Raw genomic sequence first — 22,222 nt, forward strand, 5'->3', positions numbered from 1 at the left:
TCAGTTCGGCGCTTCCCGCCTCCACTCGTCAATCATTGCAGTTGGCTCGGACCGCGTTCAAACGATCAGGGGCGGCTGAAATGTCAAAGCGCGGCTGACGCCGGCCATCTGCGTTCCAAGATCAGCCAATTCCAAATCGTCGGTCGCGAGGTCGCAGTCAGCACGCACCCTATTACGGCGACCTCGCAGCCTCACGGTTAAAACCTATAACTTGGTGTGGCTCGCCCTATTCCTTGACCCAATCGACCGAAAAACGGGCTCCCAATAGCGTCTCCGGTGCCGTGAGCAGAGCGGCGTCATTAGGAGACAGTCATGAGCCTGGACATCGCCTCACGCCCCAGCAGGACAGGACCCGAGGAGCTCGTTCCATCGCGCTATGCGGTGCAGATCGGCGACATCGAGGTGCTGATCATCAGCGATGGCGTATTGCCGCTTCCGACCAAGATGCTGGGTCACAACGTCGCCGCGACCGAGCGGGCGACGTGGCTGAACGAGATGTTCCTGCCGCAGGACGCGTTCGACTGGTCGCTGAACGTGGTCGTGGTCCGCAGCGGCGACCAGACCATTCTGGTCGATGCGGGACTGGGACTGGACCCGAACCTGAACCTGCCCAAGGCAGGCCAGCTGATCAAGCGATTGGCGGCTGCTGGTATCGACCTCGCATCGGTCACCGATGTCGTGCTGACGCATATGCATATGGACCATGTCGGCGGGCTGCTCGTCGAAGGGGTGAAGGAGCAGCTTCGTCCGGATCTGCGGATCCATGTCGCCGCCGCCGAGGTCAAGTTCTGGGAAGCGCCTGACTTCAGCCAAGTCAACATGCCCGAGGGCTTCCCGGATGCGCTCCGCACCGCGGCAAAACGGTTCGCGCAGGAGTATCGCAGCCATCTGCGGCTGTTCGACGAGGAGCATGAAGTCGCGCCGGGCGTGATCGTCCGCCGCACCGGCGGCCACACCCCCGGCCACAGCGTGGTCCGCCTGGCGTCCGGCGGCGATCGGCTGACCTTCGCCGGCGACGCCGTCTTCACCGTCGGTTTCGACCACCCTGATTGGCACAACGGCTTCGAACACGACCCCGAGGAGGCGGCCCGTGTCCGTGTCCGTCTTTTGACGGAGCTTGCAGCGTCCGGCGAACAGCTGGTGGCGACCCATCTGCCGTTCCCGTCCGTCGGCCGCGTGGCCGTCGACGGCGATGCCTTCCGCTGGGTCCCGGCTTTCTGGGACTATTGAACCCTTATGAGGGCCGGGCCTGGATGCCTTCGAGACCGTATCCGGTTCGGCTCACAGGGCTCGCCCGGGAGCGCGTTCGCTCAGGGATCCGGCGAACGCGCCGCACGGCTGACAGCCAATGGAGACAGCAAATGAAAATCGTGATCATCGGCGGGACCGGCCTGATCGGTTCCAAGACCGCGGTGCGCCTGCGCCAGAAAGGGCATGAGGTCGTTGCCGCCTCGCCCAATACCGGCGTCAACACGATCACGGGCGAAGGTCTGGCGGAGGCGCTGAAGGATGCTACAGTCGTGATCGACCTCGCGAATTCGCCGTCCTTCGAGGACAAGGCCGTGCTCGAATTTTTCCAGACCTCGGGCAAGAACCTGATGGCGGCGGAGAAGAAGGCCGGCGTGAAGCACCATGTCGCGCTCTCCATCGTCGGCACGGATCGGCTGCCGGACAGCGGCTATCTTCGTGCCAAGGTGGCGCAGGAAATGATCATCCGCGACGCCGGCATCCCGTATACGATCGTGCGGTCGACGCAGTTCATGGAGTTCCTCGGCGGCATCGCCCAGGAAGGCACGGTCGGCGACACCACCCATCTGTCGACGGGCAATCTTCAGCCGATCGCCTCGGACGACGTCGCCGATTTCGTCGCGGAGGCCGCTCTGGCCGCACCGGCCAACGGCATCATCGAAATCGCCGGCCCCGAACGCGCGCGCCTTTGCGATTTCGTCGCGCGCTACCTCAAGGCCATCGGAGACTCTCGCACCGTCGTCGCCGATCCGGATGCCCGGTATTTCGGGACCAGGCTGGAGGCCGGTTCGCTCGTCTCCGACAACAATCCCCGCGTCGGCCGCATCGATTTCGATCGCTGGTTCGCGACCGCTCCCCGGAAATAGCGGCTCATCCCAATCCTCCACGAAAGGACGATCGACATGGCCAAATCATGGGCGTGCATTGTATTGACGGCTCTCCTGTCGGCCTCGGCGATGGCGCATGACACGCCCGGCGGCGGCGAAGGCGCAAAGGTTACCCTGGTCTACGACCACGAGCTGCCGAATGTGCCGGGCAAGAGCATGAGGGGCGTTCTCGTCGAATATGCTCCGGGCGGTTTCTCGGAGGGCCACACCCATCCGACATCGGCCTTCATCTACGCGACCGTGCTGGAAGGGGCGATCCGCAGCCAGGTCAATGATGGCCCGGTCATGGTCTACAAGGCCGGCGAAAGCTTTTCGGAGCTGCCGGGCGACCGCCACGGCGTCAGCGAGAACGCCAGCAAGACGCATCCGGCCAAGCTGCTGGCCGTCTTCGTCGTCGACACCGCCCAGCAGGAACTGACCTTCCCGCTCAAGAAGTAGGGGAGCAAGCCGGGTTTCAGCCCGGCACAGCCCTTCTCCAGCCTGGACGATCCCGATCGAGGCCCTTCATGTTCGGCGATGCCCCCACCCCCGCTCTGGTTCTGATCAACGTCCTGGGAATTGCCGGTATCGTCATCTGGCACATTCAGGGCTGCGAGCGCCCGACTGGTCGCCTGATCGTCCAGATCCTGTTCTTCGCCGGCATGAGCTTCGTGCTCTACATGGGCGGCATCGCTCCGCATCAGTCCGACGACGTCTATGCCGAGGGGTTGACCGCGCTGCTCTCCAAATCCGCCAGGATCCTCTGGTGGACCCATCTCGCCTGGACGATCATCGGCTTCATCCACATCTATGTCAGGCTCAACCGCAAGCCGCAGGAAGCGCATCTGATCCTGGATATGGCCGTCGCCGCCATCTATCTCGGCGTGGCGCTGTCGGTGATGGGCTTCGTCTTCGGCCTGCCGATCGCCACGCTGGTGACGACCTCGGGCGTCGTCGCGCTGATCCTCGGCCTGGCCTTGCAGAATACGCTCGGCGACGTTTTTTCCGGCATCGCGCTGACGCTCGGCAAGGCCTACGCCATCGGGGACTGGGTGCAATTGAGCGACGGCACCGCGGGGCGCGTCACCGAAACCAACTGGCGCTCCACCAATCTGCTGACGGGCCTGAACAACATCGTCGTGCTGCCGAACAGCCTGCTGGCCAAGCAGAGCCTGACCAGCCTGAGCCGTCCCGACGAGTCCCATCTCATCACATTGGGCGTCCGCTTTACCGCCGGGCAAAGGCCGCGCATCGTCGAGGACGCCATGCGATCCGTGCTGGAAGCGAGCACCCGGATCGTCAAGGAGCCGCCGCCGGCCGTAGCGCTGAAGGGGATCGACGCGGCAGCCATCGAGGTGGAACTGCAGTTCCGCGTCGCGAGCCTCGCGACAGGGACCTCCGCCAGGAACGAGATCATCGACCTCATCCATGATCGTTGCGAAGCACAAGGCCTTTCGCTGGCCGAGCCCGCCTAGCTCCTCTCTTCCCGGCTCGAGCTCCCGGCAAGTCATGGATTTCCATAAGTGCGGCTGCGGCCTCCCGGCGCTAGCTTCAGATGAGTTTGTCAGTCGCGTCTTCGAGGACTGGTGCTAGACGAAGCTGTGACGGTTTCCAGGCATGCCGTCTCCGAAAGGAGCAGCCGATCATGATAGCAGCGCTTCGTCGAACGCCGGCGGCGTTGATGGTCGTCACATTGGCTGTCGGTCTCGCGGCATGCTGGTCGACCGGGACACTCTTCGGCGTCCTGGCGCCGCTCGGTGCTCTGTTTCTCTATGCGCGGGGATATTGGCTCCTGCCGCTCTGGATCGGGCTGCTGATCGCCTTCGCCGCGTCGGCGTTTGTTGCCCTGCTCTATCCGGGCGCGATCCGGGACGCCGCGCTTTCGCTCGGGGCATTTGTCGCGGTCGCCGCTTGTATCGGCCTGCTCCTTTTGCCCGACCCGTCCCGGAGCGGCAGGTGGCCCGCAGCGGTGCAGCGACGAGAGCCTGGACAGCAGGACGGTCTCGGGCCTGTTTCCGAGCACAGCGCGATCCATCCGGATGACCGGCCTGCGATCGCGCAGGCCGCTGCCTACGCGTTCTGGACGGGCGTGCCGCAAGTGACGAGCTATCGGCTGCGTCAGCCGGACGGCAGCTATCACTGGACCGAATTGCGCGCGGAGCCGGGCTATGGCGTCAGCGTCGATGTCGACGCGATGGTGTCCAGACCGGACGACCGCTGGACCGTCGCGGAATCCCTTGGCGCGACCGTGGAGGCGGTCAAGGCCGCCAAGGTGATCGAAAGCCTGCACGGCAAGGCCTGGGCCTTCGATGCGATGGGCAAGTTCACCTATGTCACGCCGGCCGCCCAGGTCGCGATCGACATGGCCCTCGAGGATCTCAATCGCCGCCTCAGCGAACGCGAATTCATCGACGGCGGCGAAGCCGGCTGGATGCGCGGCGTCCATCCGGACGATGTCGACAGGGCCGCGTCGACCCTGCGCCATTGCCTCAGGACGGGCGAGCCGTGGAACATCGAGTACCGGATGCTGCGCGCGACGGGCCAGTATGTCTGGCACCGCATCTCGGCGCGGCCGACGCGGGATGATGAAGGCCGCATCACGGGCTGGTTCGGCACCTCGATCGATATCGACGTCTACAAGAAGACCGAGGCCGCTCTGCGGGCCAGGGAACAGCATCTCGAGCAGTTGATCGACACGGTTCCGGCCATGATCTGGAGCATGACGGGGGCAGGCCATCCCGTCTATCTCAACAGGCGGATGATGGAAGTGACCGGCGCCACGACCGAGACCGTTACGGCGCCGGATGGATCACTCACGCTCAAGAAGATGATCCATCCCGATTTCCTGGATCTGGCGGAGCGGACCTTCGCCAAATCCGTCATGACCGGCGTGCCCTACGCCATCAAATACCTTCAGCGTCGGGCCGATGGCAGCTATCGCTGGACCGAAACGCGGGCGGAGGCGCTGCGCGACGAAGCGGGCAAGATCATTCGCTGGTACGGCGTTTCCGTCGACATCCACGATCTGATCACCACGCAGACGGAGCTGCATCTCCGCAAGCAGGAACTGACGCGGCTCGTCGATCTGGTGCCGAGCTTCCTTTGGCGCTTGACCCCAGCTGGGGCGCCGAATTTCTTCAACCGCCGCTTCATCGATTTCCTTGGCCTTGACGAAGGCAACCATGAACAGTCCCAGACGGAGCAATATGCGGCGGCGCTGAAGACCGCGCTCCATCCGGACGATGCCGGTCGCGTTTGGACCGAGCTCCACGATTGCCTGAACAGCGGCCGGCCTTTCGCGATGCGCTATCGCTTGCGCCGCCACGACGGCGTCTATCGCTGGATGGATGGGCGCGCCGAGCCGCTCCTGGACGAGGATGGCAGCATCATCCAGTGGCACGGCCTGTCCCACGACATCGACGATCAGCTGCGGGTGGAGGAGGCTCTCCGGGAGAGCGAGCAATCGCTGCGCCAACTGGTCGAGACGCTGCCCGCCCTCATCTACTGCGCCGCACCGAACGGGGACCCGATCTATCGCAGCGAGAAGCTGCGGGAATTCCTCGGATTCGGGCTGGGAGACAAGGATGAGGACGGCAGCACACGCCTGGCCGGCACCCTCGAAGCGATCATCCACCCGGACGATCTCCCCGACGTCAAGGAGAGGTATGGGCGCTCGCTGGCCACGGGCTCTCCCTACGCGATGAAGCATCGCCTGCGACGGGCGGATGGCGCGTTTCGCTGGGTCGAGACGCGAACCGCCCCGATGCGCAATGCCGAGGGCGAGATCGTTCAATGGAACGGCATCTGCTTCGAGATCGAAGATCAGGTGCGTGCGCAGGAAGCGCTGACATTGACGCAGGAGCGCCTCGCACGCGCGGCACAGGCTGCGAGCCTGGCGGAGCTCTCTGCGTCGATCGCCCACGAGGTCAACCAGCCGCTCGCGGCCGTGGTCGCCAACTCGCATGCCTGCCAACGCTGGCTCACCTCCGACCCTCCCAATCTCGAGCGGGCGCAGAAGACCGTCGAGCGCATCATACGCGACGCAAATTCCGCAGCCGACGTCGTCGGCAGGGTTCGTGCCCTGTTCAGGCAAACGGTCGAAGCGCGAAGCCTGTGCCAGCTCGACACCATTCTTTACGAAGCCCGCGACCTGATGTCGGAAGAAGCGACCCGGCGGCGCATTCGCATCGAGATCAATGTCGAGGCCGGGCTTCCGCCGTTGGCGCTGGATCGGATCCAGATCCAGCAGGTTCTCGTCAACCTGATCCGCAACGGCATGGAGGCGATGGAATCCGCGCAGCGCGGAGCGCTCCACATCCAGACCATGCGCTCTGGCGCGTTCGTCCGGACCGAGGTCCGGGACATGGGCGAGGGAATCGGCGCTCCGGACAAGGTCTTCGAACCGTTCTTCTCGACCAAATCCAATGGAATGGGCATGGGGCTGGCGATCTCGCGCACCATCGTCGAAGCCCATGGCGGGCGCCTATGGGCCGAGAACAATGAGGATGGCGGGGCGACATTCCTCTTCACCCTGCCTGTCGAAGCGAAAGCGGACCATGACCGCTGACGGCACCATCGTGTTCGTCGTCGACGACGACGAGGCTCTGCGCGAAGCGCTGGGCGAGCTGCTGGCGGCAAACGGCGTCGAATCCGCCCTGTTCCGATCGGCCGGCGATTACATCGCTGCGGACAAGCCCGATCTTCCCGCCTGCCTCATTCTCGATGTCGAGCTTCCCGACATCAACGGCCTCGAACTGCAGCGGCAGATCGCGAGCGATGACCATCCGCCCATCGTGTTCATTACCGGGCATGGCGACATTCCGTCATCGGTCCGCGCCATCAAGCATGGCGCCGTCGATTTCCTGACCAAGCCGTTCAGCGACACGGCGCTTCTGGGGGCGATCCGCTCGGCGATCGCGCAGGACCGGGAAACGAAGGCGAAACGCGCCGAGCTCGCCCTGCTCCGAAGGCGCTACCTGGAGCTGTCTCCGCGGGAGCGGGAGGTCCTTCCTCTCGTAGTGAGCGGGCTCCTCAACAAGCAGGCTGCGGCCGAACTCGGCATCAGCGAAGTCACCCTGCAGATCCATAGAAGAAACGTCATGCAGAAAATGGCCGCGTCATCGCTGGCCGACCTGGTGCGAATTGCGGAGCGGTTGGAAATTCCGATCCAGCATTCGCGCCGGACGGGAGGAGTCTGAGTGTGAGCATGCATAAATACGTCGTCGCCGTGGTCGATGACGATCCGAGATTGCTCGAATCGCTCGAGGATCTGCTTGAATCGGCGGGCTATGCGGTTCGCGGCTTCCCCTCGGCGACAGCGTTGACCGGGGCAGGCCTCTCCGGGCTGGATCTTCTCATCACGGATATCGGCCTGCCCGGATTCGACGGCTTCGAGCTGCGGGACCTCGTGAACAGGGAGCGCCCGGACCTCCCGGTCTTCCTCATCACCGGCCGCCATGAAATCGCCGACCAGATCCGGGCGCGCGCGGTTGAGTCCTTCTTCTGCAAGCCCTTCGACGGCCAGGCCCTGCTGGCCGCGATCGCAAGAGCCCTGCATCAATAGGTAGTGTGGAAGGTGAACATGATCATGGATCGCTCACTCTCGCGGAGACCGATTCCGCTTCCGGTACAACGCCAGGCCGAGGCGAAGCAGCCCCTCGTCATCATTGTCGATGACGATGCCTCGGTCCGGGAAGCCTTGTCCGAGCTGATGCTGTCGGCCGGCTTCGAAGCGGTTTCGTTCAGCTCGACGCAAGCGCTGCTCGAAACCGACGCGCTCGACTGGCCCGGATGCCTGATCCTCGACGTTCGTATGCCCGGCTCCAGCGGGCTCGACCTCCAGCGTCACTTGACGACCACCGGAAATCCCAAGCCGATCATCTTCCTGACCGGGCACGGCGACATCCCCATGACCGTCCAGGCCATGAAAGCCGGCGCCGTGGACTTCCTGACGAAGCCGGTGCGCGACCAGACGCTGCTGGATGCCGTCAACGCCGCGATCGGGTTGGATGCGGCACGACGGGCGGAAGCCGCGAAGATCAAGGGCTATGTCGAGCGCCTGCAGACGCTGACGCCCCGGGAGCGAGAGATCATGCATGAGGTGACGCGGGGGCGTCTCAACAAACAGATCGCCTTCGATCTCGGCATCAGCGAGGTCACGGTCAAGCTGCACAGAGGCAATCTGATGCGGAAGATGGAGGTCGCCTCGATCGGCGAGCTGATCCGGGCCTGGGAAGCCCTGCCGGTCAGGATGCGCGAGACCAACGCGGCCTAAACCCATCGGGCCGGACCGCCCTTTCGCATCCGATGGGACGCATGACGATCCAGTGCGCGGCCCCCGTCCCCGCACTGGATCGGCTGGAAAGTCGGGATAGTACCGACGATCAGGTGAGCGTCATGCCACCGTCGACTGCGAGATTGACGCCCGTCACGAATTCGCTTGCGGCCGAGCAGAGGAAAAGGGCGGCTTGAGCAAGTTCGTCGGCCTCGCCCATCCTCCCGAACGGGATCGCCTGCGCGGCCTGTTCCTCGACCTGTGATAGCGCTTCGGTCGCGATGCCGAGCTTTCCGATGATCGGCGTATCGGTCGGGCCGGGGCTGAGCACGTTCACGCGGATGCGCCGGTCCTTGAATTCCAGCGCCCAGTTGCGTGCGAAGGCCTCGATCGCAGCCTTGCTGCCGGCGTAGACGGCGTGACCGTCCAGCACCTTGCGACTGGCGATTGAGCTCGTCAGCAGGATGGCGCCGCCATCATGCAGCAAGGGGGCAATCTTCTGCACGCCGAAGAACATGCCACGCGCATTGGCGAGAAACTGCGCGTCATAGTCGCCCGGCGTCACGGCGAGGCTGGGCTGAATGCGAATGCCACCCGCATTCGCCATATAAATATCGGCTTTGCCGAACCGTTCAGCCACGAGCGCGGCAACACGATCATGGGTGCCGAGATCGGCGACGTCGCCCGCCAGACCGGTCGCTGCTGACCCCAAGGCCTCGACGGCTGCGCCGACCGCATCCTGGCGGCGCCCGACGATCAGGACCTTCGCGCCTTCGGCGACGAAGCGCTGTGCCGTCGCGAAGCCGATGCCGCTGTTGCCGCCGGTGATCACGGCGACCTTGTTCGACAGTTTCTGCATGCGGACCTCCATTCTGAGATTCGAGAATGAGAAGTTCGTCACTGGAATCAAAATATACCGAAGTAGAGATATCCTATACTTCCGAATAGATCGCTGCGACATCGATCGTATTGATCGCGGTGGTGAGAAACGCATGATCGTCGAGCTTTGCGGAGGCGGTCAAATATTGCCGCGCCCCCTGAGCCGAGACCTGAGGAGACGCCTGATCAAGGCGCCGTCCAAAGATTTCGATCGCAACCCCATAGTCGCGCCCCGGAGGCGCCGATGCCGAACGAAACCCTATCCAGAGCGACTGACCTCAGTCGGCGGGACTTCCTGTGCGGCGGTGCCGGCATGGCGGCGGCTGGCACGCTTCCGCTCCAGTCTCTCGCGCAACCCGCCACCGTTTCCTCTCAGAAAAGCAGAAGGAGCCAACGCATGAACTATGTGACGACCCGTGATGGCGTCGAGATCTTCTACAAGGATTGGGGCCCGAAATCGGCGCAGCCGCTGGTCTTCCACCATGGCTGGCCGCTCAGCTCGGATGACTGGGATGCGCAGATGCTGTTTTTCCTGGCGCAGGGTTTCCGGGTCGTCGCGCATGACCGGCGCGGGCATGGCCGTTCCAGCCAAGTCTCCGAGGGTCATGACATGGACCATTACGCCGCCGACGTTGCGGCTGTCGTCGAGCATCTCGACCTGCGCAACGCCGTCCATATCGGCCATTCGACCGGCGGCGGCGAGGCCACGCGCTATGTCGCCCGTCAGGGCAAAAAGCGCACGGCAAAGCTCGTCCTCATCGGCGCGGTACCGCCGATCATGGTCAAGACCGACAAGAATCCCGGCGGCCTCCCGATCGAGGTCTTCGACGGCTTTCGCAAAAGCCTCGCCGCCAATCGCAGCAAATTCTACACTGATCTCGCGGCGGGCCCGTTCTACGGCTTCAACCGACCGGGGGTCGAAGCGGATCCGAGCCTCGTCCAGAACTGGTGGCGCCAGGGCATGATGGGTGCGGCCAAGGCCCATCATGACGGCATCAAGGCCTTTTCCGAGACCGATTTCACCGAAGACCTCAAGGTGATCGAGGTCCCGACCCTCGTGATGCATGGCGATGACGATCAGGTCGTCCCGATCGGCGACAGCGCTCCGCTCACCGCCAAGCTGCTCAAGCGAGCGACGCTGAACATCTACAACAAGCTACCCCACGGCATGGCGACCACCCACGCGGACGTCGTGAACAGGGATATCCTGGCCTTCGTCCGAGGCTGAACCGCGAGGACGAGGCGACCATCAAAGCTGCCTCGTTCATGTTCGCGTCACGGACGCGACGAAACGATAAAACATACCCCATGACGCGGCGTAAAGCAGTGCCGGCGCTCGCAATAATGCAACCGGAACGCGCCAGGCACTGTCATACTCCGCCAAGCTCAGCAAAAGGACTAATCCCAAAAGGGGCATTCCGAATGTCAGCAAAGGCCAAAGATGCGCGTTGAGCAGCAGCAGGCTGGCCGCTGCCGCCATGGCGGAGATGGCCAGTTTGAGAGGGGAGGGTGTCCGAAATCACTCGAAACGGCGTTCTACGAGCTGCACGCAGGGATTAGATGCGCCAATGATCGACGCAGCACGCTTCTCGGAAACCGAGGACCGGATCAAGCGCCTGCGTGCATAAAGTCTCCCGCATTTCCAACCTGCGCCGGACATGCGATGCTGGTTCGCGCGTCTTACAATATCGCGACAGCGTGACTGCGACATCCGGGGCGAGCCGCAGCGCGCTGGCTGAAAGGTTTTTTTGGTCAGGCAGTGGCGCCTGTGACGGCCTTGAATTCGAGGTGATCCTCGATCCCGTATATGCCGTACTCCCGACCAATTCCCGACTGTTTGAAGCCGCCGAAGGGAGCCATCGGTTCGTGCGCCATCCCGTTGATCGCGACGCGTCCGGCATCGAGACGCGCCGCGATGGCCCTCGCGCCTGCGATATCGTTGCCGAGGATGTAGGCGTGCAGCCCGTAGGGGGTGTCATTGGCAATGCGGATCGCGCCTTCGTCGTCGTCATAGGCGATGATGCACAGCATCGGTCCAAAGACTTCCTCGCGCGCGATCGTCATGTCGTTGCTGACGTCGGCGAAAACCGTCGGTCGCACGAAGTACCCCCGGTCAAGGCCTTCCGGCCGGCCTTCTCCTCCGATGACGGGGCGTGCCCCCTCGGCGATGCCCTGCGAAATGTAGCGCAACACGCGCTCGAACTGGCGACGGTTGACCAGGGGTCCAAGGGTCGTCCGTGGATCGCGCGGATCGCCTTGGACAACCGTTCGTGCAGCATCGGCGATCGCCTCGCAAAATGCATCCAGGCGATCGCGCCGCACGAGGATACGTGTACCCGCGATGCAAGCCTGGGCGTTATTGGCGAAGCCGATGGCAAGTGCCTGGCGCGCCGCCTCAGCGAGGTCGGCGTCGTCCATGATGATCGTGGGGGCCTTGCCACCCAACTCGAGAGTGACGCGCTGCATTCGTTCCGCGCTACCCTGCAGGATCATCTTGCCGACGGCGGTCGAGCCCGTGAACGAGATCTTGCGCACGTCGGGATCGGTGGTCAGTGCCGTGCCGACCTCGTTGCCCAGCCCTGTCACGACATTGATCACGCCTGCCGGGACATCGGCAGCGTGCAGGCATTGCGTGAAGAGCTCGACCTGCCAAGGGCTGAACTCGCTCGGCTTGACGACGACCGGACAACCAGCGGCCAGCGCGCCTGCCATCTTGACGCTGATGGAGTTGTACACACTGTTCCAGGGCACGATGTGCAAGGCGACACCGGCCGCCTGAGCGATCACTTCGGTCCCGTTCAAGCGACGGGTGAAGGTGAAGTCCTTCAGGAGATTCGCTGCGATGCGAAAGTTCGTAGCGGCGAGGCCGGCGCGCCACCTCGCTTGGGCGATCGGCCCGCCGTATTCTGCGACGGTCGCCTCCGTCAGCGCATCCGCACGCGCTTCCACGGCATCCGCCATAGCATTCAGCAAATCGATGCGCTCATGCCGGCTCGATTGCGACCATCTCGGCAGAGCACGGCTCGCGCTTTCGACGGCCCATCGAGCATCCTCGGCACCTGCCAGGACAAGAACACCACTCTGCTCTTCAGTGGTCGGGTCGAAGAGCGGCATTTCCGCGCTCCCTAGAGTCCGCCGGAAGGCTCCGTCGATATATGTCTGATCGTACCTGCGCATCAGGGTCTCCTTGCGTCGGTTACCAACGGCGCTCGGCCAGCAGCGACCAGCAGCGATGGACAGATGGGGCGCTTCGGCTTGGTTCGCTCGAGCCGTAGCAAGGCCCAGTCTGGGTCTGGCGAGGAGAAATCGCTCGTTAGGACTTGCTAGAGCCTGTCAGCGTGGGACGAGCGTCGGAGCTCCTGGGGCGGGCAGGAGCTTCGGCCGACGAGCTATCGCAACTCGGGCAGGATCGGTTTGCGGCAAGCAGGCCATCGAGATCAGCTGTTATCCGCAGCTCCCATGCGCGCGAACCCTGCTCCCGGGCAAGATCAAGGGCTTCTTTCAGAAGAGTTTCACTGGCGCTGACGTCGCCATCGACGCGGCATAGAAGCTGGGCCTTCACGCGCAGCAACTCCGGCAACGCGAACCGCTCGCCGTTGCCGTTGCATCGAGCGACCGTCGCTTCGATCAGCTCGCGCGCTTCCTGGTAACGCGTACACTGCATCAGTCCGCGCGCCAGCGCGAGGGAGAACGGAGTGGTCAGCAGCTCATAGCGAATGGCGCGAAGCCGGGACAAGCTTTCCTCGATCGCCTCGATCGCCCCCAGCGCTTCACCCGGGCCGCCCCGCTGGATCGCCAGCTCACCGCGAAATCCGCCGGCAGCCGCGATGTATGGACCGAGTGCGTTGACCTCGGCGCATTCGGTGAAGGCGTCCAATGCGTCTTGGGCGGAATCAAGCTCGTCCATCCAGAGGTACACGGCGAGCGACCAGATCAGGGCGATACAATGGGTGACGGGATGATCGAGCTGCGCCGCCTCGCGGACGGTCTGCCGCGCCACCGCGCTTGCACGCGCCGAATGCCCCGTCAGCCACAATGCGCGCGCCAGGGCGATCGCGCTCCGGTTCCGGTGATCGAACCCGTATCGGGTCGTGCGACTGCGCTGCGAGGGCGGACTTGTCTCCAGGGCGAGTTCAAGTTCGAGGCGAGCCCGAAGCTGGTCGCCAGCCAGGTGATGGGAGATGCCCGACAGTGAATTGGCAACGCCGATCGCCTCGGGCTCTCCGATCGCCTCGGCGACCTCCACAGCACGCCGCGCATGCAACATGGCGGTTTGGTACTCGCCAATTCGTTCATGGAAGATGTGTAAGCCGCCGAGCATTCTCAGCTGGCTCCAGTGGTCTTCCAGGTCCGTCGCTATTTCAAGCGCCCGGGCGAGCGCGTTGCCGGCAGCGGCGCTGTTGCCGCGCGTGAACATGAGCGAGATGCCAAGTGCACCCTGGAGTTCCAGTTCGATGGCGGTTCCGCGCTGCGGATCGGCCAATTCGGAAAGCGCGCGGGCGCACCAGGAGCGGCATTCAAGCAGGTGAGACAGGTTCTGGAAAACGGGGGCACTGGCTGCAGCCAGACGGACCCCGATCTTGATGTCTCCGGTTCGGCTGAAACACCAATCCAGCGCACTCCGGATGTTGCCAAGCTGAAGCCGCAGTGGCCGGGGATCCTGCAGCAAATCCTCATCCGACCTGCCGATCGCTTCAAGCTCGCCGAGGAAATAGCTGGCGTGACGTCGCGCGGCGGCGACATATGGGTCGCGTCCGCGCGCATGCAGCTTTTCCCGTGCATAAGCACGGGTCATCTCGAGCAGACGATAGGTTCCAGACACACGCGATCGATTTGGAGAGATCAATGACTTCGACGTGAGCTCGTCGAGAGCCACCGCCACTTCGTTGGATCCGATTTCGGTGTCCGCGGCGACATCGAGCGCCGCGTCTATCGAGAACGGCCCGACAAAAATGGCGAGCCGTTCGAGAACAACCTGTTCGGTTCGGGACAGGAGGTCGTAACTCCAGTCCAATGTGGCCTGGAGCGTCTGCTGACGCGGCTGCGCGGTTCTTCGACCGGACCATCCAAGACTGAAGCGCTCGCCGAGCTGACGGGCCGTTGCCGAGATGCCATGGGTCGCGACGCGGACCGCGGCGAGCTCGATCGGCAGCGCCATGCCGTCCAATCGATGACACATGCCGCCGATCAGGCGTGCGGATTCCTCGTCGATCTCCAGCGAGCTGTCCGCGGCAGCCGCTCTCTCGCAGAAGAGCTGGACTGCAGGAAATTCCAGGAGCTGTTCGAGGGACAGATCCGCTGGATTTTCCGGGTAAGCCAGAGCGTCAAGACGATGGACGTGCTCGCTACGAATGCGCAACGGCTCCCGGGATGTCGCAAGGACGCGGGTGTTCGGTGCTTCGTCGACAATCCGTTCGATGATGTTGGCGGTCGGCTCGATGACGTGCTCGCAATTGTCGAGCACGAGGAGGAAGCGACGATCACGAATATGGCCCAGGATGACGGCGAGAGGATCCTCGCTCTGGACCGTGATACCCATCGCTCCGGCGATCATGGACGGAACGACGGTGGGATTTTCGAGCATGCTGAAATCGACGAAGGCGATCTTCCCGTCGAAATGGGGTGACAGCTGGTGCCCGATCTCGACGGCGAGCGACGTCTTGCCGACACCCGCGGAACCAACGATCGTGAAAAGGGGTGTATCTGCCACGCGTTCCACGAGAATCCGCACGTCGCGCTCCCGACCGATGAGGCGCGGCAGACGCGGCGGCAGATTGGTCGTGTCCGCGGAAATTCTCTCCGTGGCCTCGTCCGGAATTGACGGCGGCACGGACACGCCCAGGGGATCGACCCGCTCCACCGGCGCCACGAACGCATAACCAACGCCAACCTGCGTGGCGATGTAGCGGGCGCCACCCTCCCCATCGCCCAGAAGCTTGCGCAGGCCGGCCATGTGAAACCGGAGGCTTCCGTCCTCAACGACCACGTCGGACCAAACGCGCTTGAGTAGCTCGCGTTTCGACAGAACCCGTCCGGGCTGCTCCGTCAGGACCACGAGCAGGTCGAAAGATCGGCCGCCCATGTCCACAGGCCTGCCGTCGCGCGTCAGCAGTCGTTCCGTCGGAGAGAGACAGAAAGGGCCGAAGTTGCGACGTTCGCCATTTTGCCGGTTGCCCAAATCAGCCACTGTCGCCTCGTTTCCAGCTCTGGTAGACGCATACCAAACGTGAGGGCGACAGATAACGGCAACAGGCGAAGCCGGTCTCTGAAACGCTCCTCCTGTCTGCACACCACCCGAATTTGAAACGACTAGTGGAGAGCTGGCACGCCGGTTTCAAGGGCTCGTTCGCGAAGCCGTGTCCGAAACCGCCCTGCATCGATCCGACGCAGTGCGGGCGGTTCAGGGCCTTCGTCAACATACGAGGCGAAGGCCCGGCGGTTCTGGGGGGATCAGCCGAACGTGAAGGCGTAGGCTCGAGCGCCCGGCCGCTTGAACTCGATGGAAACAGTGCGGTCGATCACTTTGCTCGATTGCCGGACGAGCTGATACAGCCGGTCCTCCTTGATCTCGCCCCAGCCATCCGCATCAACATCGGCGCCGTGATCGGCGCCCGGTGCGATGCCGTCAATGGTGATGCGATACCGGATCGACTTGCCGTCACCCGCGCCGCCCAGGACGAGATGTGCGTCCCGCGCGTGGAACCGGAAACGGATGGTGCCGCTGTTGCCGTCGAACGACGCGAATTCCCGTCCTATCGTCCATTGCCCGGCAAGGTCCCAGCGATTGAGCGCGAGCCCGGGAGCAGCAGCATAGTTCCGGGAGGAATCGCGCGCGGCGCCGCCGGGGGACGCGAAGCCCTCCGCCTTGCCGTATCCCAAATAGGATTCCGGCGAGCGAAGATTGTTCCAGTCGGCCTCGGCTTCTATGCCGGTGCCGTTGACGGGAACAAGAGGCATTCCGGACAGGTCCTGACCTGCCTCGACCAGAAGGCTGCGAATGAACTGCTCCGCTTCCGCATATTTCCCTTCGCCGACGCGGTAGCCTCGGATGCGGCCTTGGGCATCAATGAAATAGAAGCCGGGCCAGCCTTCATTGGCGAAGCCGCGCCAAACGGAATAATCATTGTCCTGCAGGTTCGGATAGTTGACACCGAGCTGCCCTGAAGCGAGCTGCACCTTCGCGGCATCATGCTCGAACTGGAACTCGGGCGCGTGAACGCCGACCACGACGAGCCCCTTTCTCGCATAGCGTTCCTGCCATGAGCGCAGATAGGGCAGCGCCCGGAGCGAATTGATGCAGGAATACGTCCAGAAATTCACGATGACGACCTTGCCGCGCAGTGCCTGTGGACCACCCGCAACCGCCGTGAGCCAGGGCTTTGCGCCTTGCAGAACCGGCAGCGGGCTCGCGGTGGCGCCGATGGGCGCGGAAGCGATGGCGGCGAAGCCGACCGGCGCAAATCCGAAACCCGGGCCGATGATCGCGCCCGTCAGTCCGACTGCCGCCGAGGCACCGACGGCCAGGAGGGCGGCTGTCACAAATCCGATTGCGTGTGTCGTGGCCATGATGGTCAACCTTCGTACGAAGCCAGAGTCCCGCCCTGCAATCTGGCGGTTGAGCCACGTCGCTTCATGTTATGCGGCGATGATCCCTGTTAGTTCGTGACAGAGCGAGCTGTTCGCATGTCGCGGGCGGGCGCCGCACCGGCTCAAGCGGCTCCATGACACGCTAACGCTCCATCATCGAACCTAACGGGCGCAGCGCTGCCGCTTCCCTAATCTGGGACCGACCAATTCGGATCCCCGATCGAGGAGAAGGCAAGTGCAGGAGACACTTTCGGCATCGCGTCGCCAGTTCATTGCAGGCGCAACGCTTGCGGGAGCCATAGGCGTGTTGCCTTCGATCGCAGGTGCCCATGCAACCGCCGGCAACGCGATCACGCCGTTCAAGGTCGCGGTTCCGGATGCCGCCCTTGCGGCAATGAAGCGTCGCATCGCCGAGACGCGGTGGGCTGATGTCGAGCCGACCCCCGACGACAACCAGGGCGTCCGCCGCCAGACCCTCGAGCCGTTGTTACGGTATTGGGCGACCGACTATGACTGGCGCGGGGTCGAGGCGAAGCTCAATTCGCTGCCGATGTTCCTGACCGAGATCGACGGGCTGGACATCCACTTCATCCATGTCCGCTCGCGGCATGAGAATGCGCTGCCAATGATCCTGACACATGGCTGGCCGGGATCGGTGCTCGAATTCCTGAAGGTTGTCGACCCGCTGACGAATCCGACAGCGCATGGCGGCACTGCAGACGACGCCTTCCATCTGGTCATCCCTTCAATCCCAGGCTTCGGCTTCTCGGCGAAGCCGACGAAGCTGGGTTGGGGATCGGATCAGATCGGGCGCGCCTGGTCGTCCCTGATGCGCCGTCTGGGCTACGACGCGTATGTCAGCCAGGGCGGCGACTGCGGCTCGGTGATCTCCCAGCGCATGGCGCTGCAGCATGTGCCGGGGCTGCTGGCCATTCACCTGAACATGCCCGCGGTGGTGCCTGCGGATATCGCGAAGGTCCTGGCGGCAGGCGATCCGGCTCCTGCAGGTCTGTCTCTCAAGGAGCGCGCGGCCTTCGACCAGTTGGAGGCGTTCTACCGCGACAATGCCGCCTATGCGGCGATGATGAACACGCGGCCCCAGACCATCGGTTACTCGCTGGTCGACTCGCCTGTCGGCTTGGCGGCCTGGATGTACGAGAAGATCGCCAGTGGACCTATAGCGGCGGCCAGCCGGAGCGCGTTCTGACCCGCGACGAGATCGTCGACGACATCGCGCTGTACTGGCTGACAGGCACCGGCGCATCGGCCGCCCGGATCTACTGGGAAGACCACTCCAACAACTTCAACGCACGCGGGGTCATCGACCTCCCGGTCGCCGTCAGCGTGTTTCCCGGCGAGATCTTCCGTGCTCCGAAGAGCTGGGCGGAGCGCTGCTACAAGCACCTCTTCTACTTCAACGAGGCAAGCAATGGCGGTCATTTCGCCGCTTGGGAGCAGCCTCAGATCTTCGCGCAGGAGTTGCGCGCCGCGTTCCGCCGGTTCCGCTGATCGACCACAACCACCTGAAGGAAAAGCAACATGTCCGATACCAAGACCCTGTACACCGCCAAGGTGCATGTCGTTGGCGGCCGCGAAGGCAGCGCGCGCAGCGCGGATGGCCGCCTTGACGTCAAGCTTGCGCCGCCCGGCGGCCGTGGTGAGGGTACCAACCCCGAACAGCTCTTCGCCGCCGGCTGGTCCGCCTGCTTCGAGGGTGCGATGGCGATTGCCGCCAAGGCCAAGGGTGTGACCCTTCCGGTTGGTCTCGCCATCGATGCCGAGGTCGAATTGCGCCACGGCGATGAAGGCTATTCGCTCGCCGCGCGCCTGAACGTCAGCGTTCCCGGCGTTGATCCCGAAATCGCCCGCCAGATCATCGAGGCCGCCCACCGGACCTGCCCTTACTCGAAAGCGATCAAGGGCAACATCGACGCGGTCGTTACCCTCGTCTGAGCAACTCGTCCAAAGGAGATCGATATGAACAGACTCATCGCCGGCGGGCTGGTGCTCGCCGCCCAGCTTGTGGCCCCGATGGCGCAGGCACAGCCAGCCAAGCCGACAGTCGTGCTCGTCCACGGAGCGTTTGCCGACTCGTCGAGCTGGAATGGCGTGATCGCCATCCTCGAACGCGACGGCTACAAGGTCGTCGCAGCCGCGAACCCGCTCCGTGGCGTCCGCGCCGATGCCGATGCCGTCGCAGGCGTCGTGAAAAGCATCGAAGGCCCGGTCGTTCTCGTGGGTCACTCCTATGGCGGCTCCGTGATCAGCGCGGCGGCCGAGGGACGCCCGAACGTGAAGGCGCTCGTCTACGTTGCCGCCTTCGCGCCCGAGGCTGGAGAGACGGCTCTCGGACTGACCGGGAAGTTCCCCGGAAGCACGCTCGGCGGCGCGCTCGCTCCGCCGGTCAAGCTGACCTCGGGCGGGAACGACCTTTACATCCAACAGCCGCGCTTTCCCCAGCAATTCGCTGCGGACGTGCCTGTCGCACAGGCGCGCCTCATGGCCGCCGGCCAGCGCCCGGTCGCCGAAGCCGCACTTTCGGAAGCCTCGACGGCGCCGGCCTGGAAGAGCGTGCCCTCGTGGTTCATCTACGGTTCGAAGGACAGGAACATTCCGGCCGCAGCGATGAGCTTCATGGCAGAGCGCGCCACGTCGCGCCAGACGGTGGAGGTCAAGGGGGCGTCGCACGTCGTGATGGTCTCGCACGCGCCCGCCGTGGCAACCCTGATCGAGAAGGCGGCGACTTCACAGTGAGGTGATCGGCGTCGCGGGGCACATCCCCCGGGCAATGACGACAATCTGCGGCCGGCTACGCTGTCGTGTAGCCGGCCGCAGCGGTTTGAAGCTCTTTGGAACAAACGAGCCGGCCCGGATGCAGGCCGCGCGATGAAGGCCTCAGGGCGGGCGCCGAACCCGGCGACATGGCTGCAATCGAGGCGCCGCCCGAGCGTCCGAAAGACAAAGGGCCAGACCACGAAATGCGCGAGCTGGCCCTTTGCCGTATCAGGTGACTTCCGCCGGACGGCCAGAGGCCGCCCAGCGGAAGTCAGTGCGAGTAATCAGTGAAGACGTAGTCGGCGTTGGCTTCGAGCTTCTGCAGCTTCGAATGGCAGGCGAAGCAAGACTGCACGACGGCGGGATTCTTCGTTGGCAAGCCGTTCTCGAACTGACCATAGCCCCAGCCGGCGGTCTGCGCGTAGCGCTTGGAATCCTTCACACTGACTTGCACATTCGTCGGCGGACCCGCGACAAATGATTGCGGAGACGGAAAGACGGAGTCATTGCGCGCGGACGGCTCGTACCGCCAAGCCAGCCGCGCAATCACCGCGCCATCCGGGAAGGGCCGCATGTTCTCCCGATATGCCTTGATCGCGATCTCGTTGCCGAGGATAGCGCGGATATCGTTGTTCTGCCCGTTCTCCTGGGCGACGCTGATGAGCTTCCAGTCCCGGTAGCCTTCCGGAAGCTTCACACCGTAGATCGGCGAGCCCTGTTCATCCGGGGACTGGGCCGAGACATAGGCTGCGACGCCCACCGAAACCGTGACGATTGCGAGGGCGCAGGCGATTGTTTTCTTCATGGCATTCTCCTGAAAGCCGGCGTGGCGCGCGCAGCATCGCTGCCACGCGCGCCACGCGCTCATCCCGCCAGCTTGTCGACGTCGAGGATCGCCTGGGCAAAGGCCGCGGGGGCCTCCTGCGGCAGGTTGTGACCAATCCCGCCGGTGATGAGCCGATGTTCGTAGGGGCCGGTGAACTTCGCCCGATACGCCGCCGGATCAGGATGCGGTGCGCCGTTTGCATCGCCTTCCATGGTAATGGAAGGGATCGTCACTGGCGGAGCCGCCGCCAGCTTGGCTTCAAGCTCGTCGTACTTCCTCTCGCCTTCGGCGAGGCCCAGCCTCCAGCGATAGTTGTGGATCACGATGGCAACGTGGTCGGGATTCACGAAGGACGCTGCAGTGCGCTCGAACGTCGCGCCATCGAACTTCCATTGCGGCGAGGCGAGTTGCCAGATCAGGCGGTTGAAGGCGTCGGTGTTCGCCGCATAGCCGGCCTTGCCGCGCTCGGTAGCGAAGTAGAACTGGTACCACCACTGCAGCTCCGCCTCGGGCGGCAGGGGCTTAACGTTTCCCGCCTGGCTGCCGATCAGGTAGCCGCTGACCGAGACGAGCGCCTTGCAACGCTCCGGCCACTGGACAGCCATGATGTCGGCGGTCCGAGCGCCCCAGTCGAAGCCGGCCACGACCGCCTTCCGGATGCCGAGCGCATCCATCAGCTCGATCCCGTCGGCCGCCAGGGCCGCCTGCTGCGCGTTGCGCGGGGTCGAAGCGGAGCGAAAGACGGTCGAGCCATAGCCGCGCAGATGCGGAATGATCACGCGATAACCCTTGGCGGCCAGGCGCGGGGCGACCTCGGTGAAGGCGTGAATGTCATAGGGCCAACCGTGGAACAGCAGGATAGGCGCTCCGGAAGCCGGCCCAACCTCGACATAGCCGATGCTGAGAACGCCGGCATCCACCTGCTTGATTGGTCCGAGCCCTCCGCCCAAGTGCGACGGCGCCGGATGTGGGCTGGGTGTCTGTGCGTAGGCCCTGCCCGCGACGAGCGTCGCTGCCGCGGCCGCTGCCGCAAACCGCACGAATTCGCGGCGCTGAGGATCGGCGATACCAGGCTGTTCGTTCATGACTTCACTCCTTTGCTAGGTGATCAGCAATGAAGAACCGATACGTCCGACGCCTCGCGCACGCCCGTTAATCGCTGTGAGGTCGCGCGAGCGCAGCTCGGTACGTGCGCCATTGCTGTAACGAACGGACGACCCCGCGCTTGGAGGATCTAACAACAGCTAACTGGAGGAGCCCCCGCGACGCGCCATCATGGCGAAATGAGCGCCAATGACCTTGAGATTGTCCGGAGGCCGGGGGGAGCGTTCGACGCGAAGGTCCGATGGAAGCCGAGATGTTGCGACCAATCCGGCGGTGCAGCGGCGGGTCCGCGACGCGGAGACCGCCTGGAACGCAGATGATGCCGACACGCTCGTCCTGAGCAACACGATCGACTGCCAATGGCGTCATCGCGTCGATTTTCTGTGGGGCCGCGAGCAGATTCGGATCCATATCGAGCCCCAGCTCAGGCGCGAGGTCGACCGGCGGCTGATCCTGGAGCCATGGGCGGAAACGGGTTGATGCCTATCGCTTCGCTTCGCCGCCGAATTCCGGGACGATAGCGGCTCCTGGCTCAGGGTGCTTGGCACCGAGGCGATGGAGTTCGATGAAGCGGGCCTTGTCGCCCGCCGCTTCACCTTGGCCAACGAGTATGCGATCCAGGAACGCGACCGATCGTTGCGCTGGGCTGCGGGGGGCCCAGCC

Annotated in this window: 17 protein-coding genes and 2 pseudogenes; 13 read left to right on the plus strand and 6 right to left on the minus strand. The window is 64.1% G+C overall.

The features are described 5' to 3' along the window. The first annotated feature begins 312 nt into the window (after window positions 1-312). The 8 genes from GGC47_RS26700 to GGC47_RS26735 all read left to right on the plus strand — a co-directional run bounded on the left by GGC47_RS26700 (window position 313) and on the right by GGC47_RS26735 (window position 8,388). Window positions 313-1,230, plus strand: a complete 918-nt coding sequence (locus GGC47_RS26700) for an MBL fold metallo-hydrolase (protein WP_429069731.1) — start codon at window positions 313-315, stop codon at window positions 1,228-1,230. A 131-nt stretch (window positions 1,231-1,361) separates the two neighbouring features. Beyond that, the gene (locus tag GGC47_RS26705) at window positions 1,362-2,114 is read left to right on the plus strand and encodes an SDR family oxidoreductase (protein ID WP_429069732.1); all 753 of its coding nucleotides are present in this window, start codon (window positions 1,362-1,364) and stop codon (window positions 2,112-2,114) included. A 36-nt stretch (window positions 2,115-2,150) separates the two neighbouring features. Next, on the plus strand, window positions 2,151-2,573 hold the full coding sequence (locus tag GGC47_RS26710) for a cupin domain-containing protein (RefSeq protein ID WP_429069733.1): 423 nt from the start codon (window positions 2,151-2,153) through the stop codon (window positions 2,571-2,573). Between the two features lie 68 nt (window positions 2,574-2,641). Further along, complete coding sequence (locus GGC47_RS26715) at window positions 2,642-3,589, plus strand: mechanosensitive ion channel family protein (protein ID WP_429069734.1); 948 nt, start codon at window positions 2,642-2,644, stop codon at window positions 3,587-3,589. 170 nt (window positions 3,590-3,759) lie between these two features. Further along, window positions 3,760-6,681, plus strand: coding sequence for a PAS domain-containing protein (locus GGC47_RS26720; RefSeq protein ID WP_429069736.1), 2,922 nt, complete (start codon window positions 3,760-3,762; stop codon window positions 6,679-6,681). Next, window positions 6,671-7,312, plus strand: a complete 642-nt coding sequence (locus tag GGC47_RS26725) for a response regulator transcription factor (RefSeq protein ID WP_429069738.1) — start codon at window positions 6,671-6,673, stop codon at window positions 7,310-7,312. The genes GGC47_RS26720 and GGC47_RS26725 overlap by 11 nt, the downstream gene beginning before the upstream one ends. Before the next feature lie 8 nt (window positions 7,313-7,320). Then, a complete protein-coding gene (locus GGC47_RS26730) occupies window positions 7,321-7,677 on the plus strand; it encodes a response regulator (protein ID WP_429069760.1) in 357 nt (118 codons plus the stop codon). An 18-nt stretch (window positions 7,678-7,695) separates the two neighbouring features. After that, on the plus strand, window positions 7,696-8,388 hold the full coding sequence (locus GGC47_RS26735; RefSeq protein WP_429069739.1) for a response regulator transcription factor: 693 nt from the start codon (window positions 7,696-7,698) through the stop codon (window positions 8,386-8,388). A gap of 109 nt (window positions 8,389-8,497) precedes the next feature. Here GGC47_RS26735 and GGC47_RS26740 read toward each other — a convergent pair whose 3' ends face one another. Further along, window positions 8,498-9,247 (minus strand): SDR family NAD(P)-dependent oxidoreductase, encoded by a 750-nt coding sequence (locus GGC47_RS26740; protein ID WP_429069761.1) that lies wholly within the window; start codon window positions 9,245-9,247, stop codon window positions 8,498-8,500. 417 nt (window positions 9,248-9,664) lie between these two features. Here GGC47_RS26740 and GGC47_RS26745 point away from each other — a divergent pair, with 417 nt between their 5' ends. Beyond that, window positions 9,665-10,495 (plus strand): alpha/beta fold hydrolase, encoded by an 831-nt coding sequence (locus GGC47_RS26745; RefSeq protein WP_429069741.1) that lies wholly within the window; start codon window positions 9,665-9,667, stop codon window positions 10,493-10,495. Window positions 10,496-11,019: 524 nt separating this feature from the next. Here GGC47_RS26745 and GGC47_RS26750 read toward each other — a convergent pair. The 3 genes from GGC47_RS26750 to GGC47_RS26760 form a co-directional block, all read right to left on the minus strand. After that, window positions 11,020-12,381 carry an aldehyde dehydrogenase family protein gene (locus GGC47_RS26750; protein ID WP_429069742.1) on the minus strand — a complete coding sequence of 454 codons (1,362 nt, stop codon included), beginning with the start codon at window positions 12,379-12,381 and terminating at the stop codon, window positions 11,020-11,022. Window positions 12,382-12,580: 199 nt separating this feature from the next. Then, window positions 12,581-15,454 (minus strand): ATP-binding protein, encoded by a 2,874-nt coding sequence (locus GGC47_RS26755; RefSeq protein ID WP_429069744.1) that lies wholly within the window; start codon window positions 15,452-15,454, stop codon window positions 12,581-12,583. A gap of 263 nt (window positions 15,455-15,717) precedes the next feature. Then, window positions 15,718-16,833, minus strand: a complete 1,116-nt coding sequence (locus GGC47_RS26760) for a redoxin domain-containing protein (protein ID WP_429069745.1) — start codon at window positions 16,831-16,833, stop codon at window positions 15,718-15,720. 256 nt (window positions 16,834-17,089) lie between these two features. On the opposite strand from GGC47_RS26760, the pseudogene GGC47_RS26765 reads away from it, so the two are divergent. The 3 genes and pseudogenes from GGC47_RS26765 (at window position 17,090) to GGC47_RS26775 (ending at window position 19,608) form a co-directional block, all read left to right on the plus strand. Then, window positions 17,090-18,363: pseudogene (locus tag GGC47_RS26765) on the plus strand (epoxide hydrolase family protein). Between the two features lie 30 nt (window positions 18,364-18,393). Continuing rightward, complete coding sequence (locus tag GGC47_RS26770; RefSeq protein WP_429069747.1) at window positions 18,394-18,807, plus strand: organic hydroperoxide resistance protein; 414 nt, start codon at window positions 18,394-18,396, stop codon at window positions 18,805-18,807. A gap of 24 nt (window positions 18,808-18,831) precedes the next feature. Beyond that, entirely contained in the window at window positions 18,832-19,608 is a 777-nt protein-coding gene (locus GGC47_RS26775) for an alpha/beta fold hydrolase (protein WP_429069748.1), read from the plus strand. Between the two features lie 292 nt (window positions 19,609-19,900). Here the strand turns inward: GGC47_RS26775 and GGC47_RS26780 are convergent, their stop codons facing one another. Continuing rightward, complete coding sequence (locus GGC47_RS26780) at window positions 19,901-20,434, minus strand: cytochrome P460 family protein (protein WP_429069749.1); 534 nt, start codon at window positions 20,432-20,434, stop codon at window positions 19,901-19,903. A 59-nt stretch (window positions 20,435-20,493) separates the two neighbouring features. Next, the gene (locus tag GGC47_RS26785) at window positions 20,494-21,540 is read right to left on the minus strand and encodes an alpha/beta fold hydrolase (RefSeq protein ID WP_429069750.1); all 1,047 of its coding nucleotides are present in this window, start codon (window positions 21,538-21,540) and stop codon (window positions 20,494-20,496) included. Window positions 21,541-21,832: 292 nt separating this feature from the next. Between GGC47_RS26785 and GGC47_RS26790 the strand changes: the two are divergent. Further along, a pseudogene (locus tag GGC47_RS26790) lies at window positions 21,833-22,186 on the plus strand (DUF1348 family protein); the annotation flags it as partial. Window positions 22,187-22,222: the final 36 nt, after the last annotated feature.

The sequence above is a fragment of the Allobosea sp. OAE752 genome (assembly GCF_050433265.1).
Lineage (GTDB): Bacteria > Pseudomonadota > Alphaproteobacteria > Rhizobiales > Beijerinckiaceae > Allobosea > Allobosea spartocytisi.

What these genes read in the sequence shown, in the direction of transcription:
- GGC47_RS26710 (WP_429069733.1), top strand. Translation starts at nt 2,151, where the DNA reads ATGGCCAAATCATGGGCGTGCATTGTATTGACGGCTCTCCTGTCGGCC.
- GGC47_RS26735 (WP_429069739.1), top strand. Translation starts at nt 7,696, where the DNA reads ATGATCATGGATCGCTCACTCTCGCGGAGACCGATTCCGCTTCCGGTA.
- GGC47_RS26725 (WP_429069738.1), top strand. Translation starts at nt 6,671, where the DNA reads ATGACCGCTGACGGCACCATCGTGTTCGTCGTCGACGACGACGAGGCT.
- GGC47_RS26785 (WP_429069750.1), bottom strand. Translation starts at nt 21,540, where the DNA reads ATGAACGAACAGCCTGGTATCGCCGATCCTCAGCGCCGCGAATTCGTG.
- GGC47_RS26730 (WP_429069760.1), top strand. Translation starts at nt 7,321, where the DNA reads ATGCATAAATACGTCGTCGCCGTGGTCGATGACGATCCGAGATTGCTC.
- GGC47_RS26770 (WP_429069747.1), top strand. Translation starts at nt 18,394, where the DNA reads ATGTCCGATACCAAGACCCTGTACACCGCCAAGGTGCATGTCGTTGGC.
- GGC47_RS26760 (WP_429069745.1), bottom strand. Translation starts at nt 16,833, where the DNA reads ATGGCCACGACACACGCAATCGGATTTGTGACAGCCGCCCTCCTGGCC.
- GGC47_RS26715 (WP_429069734.1), top strand. Translation starts at nt 2,642, where the DNA reads ATGTTCGGCGATGCCCCCACCCCCGCTCTGGTTCTGATCAACGTCCTG.
- GGC47_RS26700 (WP_429069731.1), top strand. Translation starts at nt 313, where the DNA reads ATGAGCCTGGACATCGCCTCACGCCCCAGCAGGACAGGACCCGAGGAG.
- GGC47_RS26705 (WP_429069732.1), top strand. Translation starts at nt 1,362, where the DNA reads ATGAAAATCGTGATCATCGGCGGGACCGGCCTGATCGGTTCCAAGACC.
- GGC47_RS26720 (WP_429069736.1), top strand. Translation starts at nt 3,760, where the DNA reads ATGATAGCAGCGCTTCGTCGAACGCCGGCGGCGTTGATGGTCGTCACA.
- GGC47_RS26745 (WP_429069741.1), top strand. Translation starts at nt 9,665, where the DNA reads ATGAACTATGTGACGACCCGTGATGGCGTCGAGATCTTCTACAAGGAT.
- GGC47_RS26775 (WP_429069748.1), top strand. Translation starts at nt 18,832, where the DNA reads ATGAACAGACTCATCGCCGGCGGGCTGGTGCTCGCCGCCCAGCTTGTG.
- GGC47_RS26740 (WP_429069761.1), bottom strand. Translation starts at nt 9,247, where the DNA reads ATGCAGAAACTGTCGAACAAGGTCGCCGTGATCACCGGCGGCAACAGC.
- GGC47_RS26750 (WP_429069742.1), bottom strand. Translation starts at nt 12,381, where the DNA reads ATGCCGCTCTTCGACCCGACCACTGAAGAGCAGAGTGGTGTTCTTGTC.
- GGC47_RS26780 (WP_429069749.1), bottom strand. Translation starts at nt 20,434, where the DNA reads ATGAAGAAAACAATCGCCTGCGCCCTCGCAATCGTCACGGTTTCGGTG.